4 protein-coding genes and 1 pseudogene are annotated in these 3,205 nt (G+C 63.2%); all 5 read right to left on the minus strand.

Going from position 1 to position 3,205, the window contains the following annotated elements:
- Window positions 1–71 precede the first annotated feature (71 nt).
- On the minus strand, window positions 72–557 hold the full coding sequence (locus D3A59_RS24695; protein WP_119157948.1) for a cupin domain-containing protein: 486 nt from the start codon (window positions 555–557) through the stop codon (window positions 72–74).
- 792 nt (window positions 558–1,349) lie between these two features.
- Complete coding sequence (locus tag D3A59_RS24700) at window positions 1,350–1,511, minus strand: copper chaperone (protein ID WP_272868095.1); 162 nt, start codon at window positions 1,509–1,511, stop codon at window positions 1,350–1,352.
- A gap of 18 nt (window positions 1,512–1,529) precedes the next feature.
- Window positions 1,530–1,899 (minus strand): annotated as a pseudogene (locus tag D3A59_RS26565) (integrase core domain-containing protein); the annotation flags it as partial.
- A 5-nt stretch (window positions 1,900–1,904) separates the two neighbouring features.
- On the minus strand, window positions 1,905–2,162 hold the full coding sequence (locus tag D3A59_RS24715) for a hypothetical protein (RefSeq protein WP_119157952.1): 258 nt from the start codon (window positions 2,160–2,162) through the stop codon (window positions 1,905–1,907).
- A gap of 492 nt (window positions 2,163–2,654) precedes the next feature.
- Window positions 2,655–3,005, minus strand: a complete 351-nt coding sequence (locus D3A59_RS24720; protein ID WP_119157953.1) for a hypothetical protein — start codon at window positions 3,003–3,005, stop codon at window positions 2,655–2,657.
- Window positions 3,006–3,205 lie beyond the last annotated feature (200 nt).

A 3,205-nucleotide genomic window follows, 5' to 3' on the forward strand; every position in this document is an offset into this window, starting at 1 on the left:
ATAACTCCGTCCGGGGTCAGGGGAAGCTCACCCTCAATTCATTTGTGCAACAGAGCCCCGCACGCCCCGCCTCACTTCTTGGAGGGGTCGTCTGCAGGATTGACGTATTTCACTGCCCAGGGGCCCATTCCATGCAACTGAACGATGGTTTCCTCCTTCACCAACACGAAGTGCGGGCTCTTCGGCTGCATGATGGCGACACTTCCTGGTGGGAGGGCCGTCAGCTTGCCTTCCTCGAACTTCTCGCCGTGACCGATTTGGAAGGTGCCGGACATCACTGTCACATGTTCGATGCCAGGATGCCAGTGCGGCGGGATGCGGGAGTTCGCGGGCAGCCTCAGGCGGACCGTAAAGGGACCCGGCTGCGACATCGGGCCTTCAATGACGGCGATATCGGCGCCGGCAATCGAGGGCAGGGGCTTCCATGTCAGCTCTGCGGGCTTGAGCATTAGGTGACCCGTACCGTGGTCAGGCGCGGTCTGCGCTTGGACGGCGGCGACAAAAGCGGCGGAACCGGATGCGAGTGCCAGCGTGAGGGATGCGATACGCAGGTTCATTTGCTTCTCCTTGAGGACAGGTGCCGCACTGACTGCGGCGGGATCCGGGTCCTAGAACCCAGACGAAGGGCCGCCTCGCGACATGCATCCCCTGCGCTGCACGGGCAGACAGGGAGGAAGAGCGTGGTGTGGTCGCGAGCAGCATCTCGACCTCCGGAAGGTTTCCCGGGAGGGCGGATTGGCGAGAGAGTGGGAAGGGGGAAACGGGCCGGGAAAGGAGGACAGACCTGTGCCATTACATTGGACGCCCGAAGGCGGTCGCAACCCATACTGACTATCCCTAGGTTACACCGGGCTGCCCAAGGTGAGCGGCCTGCGAGGCCGTACTGGAACAGATGAAGCGTCCGCAGCCGGCCTGCCGCTGGCGGCTCGACTTAGCGCCGGCCAGGCGGGTGAGGCCCTGTACGCCGAGCCGGTTCTCGACGCCGTGCGCATCTGCCGACCGTCAGGAGTCGTGCGGCAACGGCCCGAGCGGGTGGCAGGTGAAAGGCCTACAGCCATGCTGCACACCCGCAGATGGGTTGAGGCAACGAAACGTGCGAGCCGTAATTCGTCCGCGCAGTGACCAGATCACGCGACACCGAGGCCGTCCCTTGGCCTTCGACCGAGAGCAATACTGTCGCCACAACGTGACCGAGCGCTGCATAGCATGGCTCAAGGAGACCCGCGCCGCGTAGCGCCCCGCTACGACAAGCGCTCGCTGTGCACTTCCTCGGCACTCTCAAGGTGGCCATGCTTCGCCTGCGTCTGCAAGGACTGCCCCTGTCAAATGCACCTTAGGCGCCGGTGATATCAGGTCGACAATGCGATGAGCTTCGAGACGCCAGCACCGAGCAGCACCAGACCCAGGAAGCTAGCAGTGCAATGTCCGCCCGGCCCGAGCTTCTCGACCGCAACCACGATGGGAAGCGCGGCGATCCAGGCCAAGTTCATGACACCGCCGACGAAGAGCAGGTGACCTGCTCGGAAAAATCAGACCATCGGAAGGTGAACTTTGGCTTCCGTTGATTTCCCTGGCGGGGCTGATTGTTGCCGGAAATCCAGTGGGGTGCGGCAGCCCTGGCTCGAATGAGGCCGCACCTCGTTGTAGTGCCGCCGCCAGTCCTCGATCACGAGCGGGCTTCCAGCCGGGTGCGGAACCACTCCAGCGACAGGCATTCGTCGCGGAATCGACCATTGAAGCTTTCCGCGGGGGCGTTCTGCCAAGGCTTGCCGGGATCGATCAGCGCCGTCTCGATGCCTTGCTCGGGACCCAGCACAGCAACACCGCCGAGACGAACCCCGGGCCCTTGTCGCTGCGCATGTAGCGAGGCTCACTGCGTTGGCTGACCAAGCAGGAGAGCCGAGTTACTGCTTGGTGCGCGAGATCTCGATCGGGAAGTAGAGCTGCCGCGAGCCGTCTCTCACCTTGATGCAGTCGAGCATTCCGGCAAAGCCTATCCCGTTGAAAACGACTCGATCACCCTTGATAGTAAGAAGTCGAGTGCCAGGGGCCGGAGGGTTCTGGATGTTGAAGAACCGTCCATGCGGTCCGTGCTCGGTCGTGTATTCCATGTGGGGGCGGTGCTGGGCGCGGGTAATTTTTGCAAGCTGGGCCTTGATCATGCCTAGGGCTCTCAAGGTTGAGCAAATTTTGCAGCAAACCCACCCGATCCGGGAAGTGCTTGCACCCCCTGTAATTAGGGGGAGGCAGTGCCTGTCAACGCCGACCTAAACTTGGCTCCTCCTCTTTCTAATTTTGCTCGGTTAGGCGGGATGCAGGACACGGATCCTTGGGCTGCTGCACGCCGACATGCACCAAGAAGTTCTCCTCGGCGTCCTCCGGCTTGAGACCGTGAACGCTGAGATCTCTGCTCAGGAGCCCAGCGCTCGCATGCAGGTTCGCATCGCACAGATCCAGTCATTGCAGCGCAGACAGGGCGTTGACTACGGTCAGGGGTGGCAGTCATTTGCGGCTCCAAAGAAGAAGGGGCCGCCCCGCCAGGGGAGAGGCCCCGGATGGGTGGATAAAGATGCTGAACAGGTTCAGCGCGGTGCAACACGTGCTGCACCGAATCGAGGGCGCCGGCATTGCCGTGGCCCCGTCACCTGCGCGCCCTACTTCGGGGCAGGCGTTGCGCGCACTCGCGGCTTGCGAGCAGGCCTGAGGGCCGCAAGCCGCTTGGCCGCGTCCTGCGCCTCGTCGGGCGTCATGAACTTTTCTCCCGGCGGGAGGATCCAGCCCAGCACGCATGCCGGATTCCGAAGCGCGAGCTGGACATGCGAGCGCCCTCGGAACGAGGACGATGGCGCCACCGGCTCGCCCTGCTGGAAGGCTCCCAGCCCCATGTCGTACGCAGGCTGACCATTCGCCTCACGCGTTGCATGAAGGACCTGGAACACCGCGCAGTCGAGCTGACGCAGCAGCACGTCGCCATCGTCGGGCCGGCTCGGCCGGTTCACCGGCATGTGTAGAGCCTGTCCGGGTTCTCGGACGACGCACGGGCAAACTGCAGCGCCCGTGTCGGATCATCCAGGAAGAAGTAGATGCCCTCGCCCAGCCAGTCGTAGCGGTTTTGCGAGGGACGAAGGCAGGGGAGCTGGCCGCTGACTAAGGCCCGTCATCAATTGAGCCAAACGACGGCGGCAGCCAAATGGATAGCGCCGAG

This window comes from Caldimonas tepidiphila (assembly GCF_003569765.1).
GTDB classification, from domain to species: domain Bacteria; phylum Pseudomonadota; class Gammaproteobacteria; order Burkholderiales; family Burkholderiaceae_C; genus Caldimonas; species Caldimonas tepidiphila.

What these genes read in the sequence shown, in the direction of transcription:
- D3A59_RS24695 (WP_119157948.1), bottom strand. Translation starts at nt 557, where the DNA reads ATGAACCTGCGTATCGCATCCCTCACGCTGGCACTCGCATCCGGTTCC.
- D3A59_RS24715 (WP_119157952.1), bottom strand. Translation starts at nt 2,162, where the DNA reads ATGATCAAGGCCCAGCTTGCAAAAATTACCCGCGCCCAGCACCGCCCC.
- D3A59_RS24720 (WP_119157953.1), bottom strand. Translation starts at nt 3,005, where the DNA reads ATGCCGGTGAACCGGCCGAGCCGGCCCGACGATGGCGACGTGCTGCTG.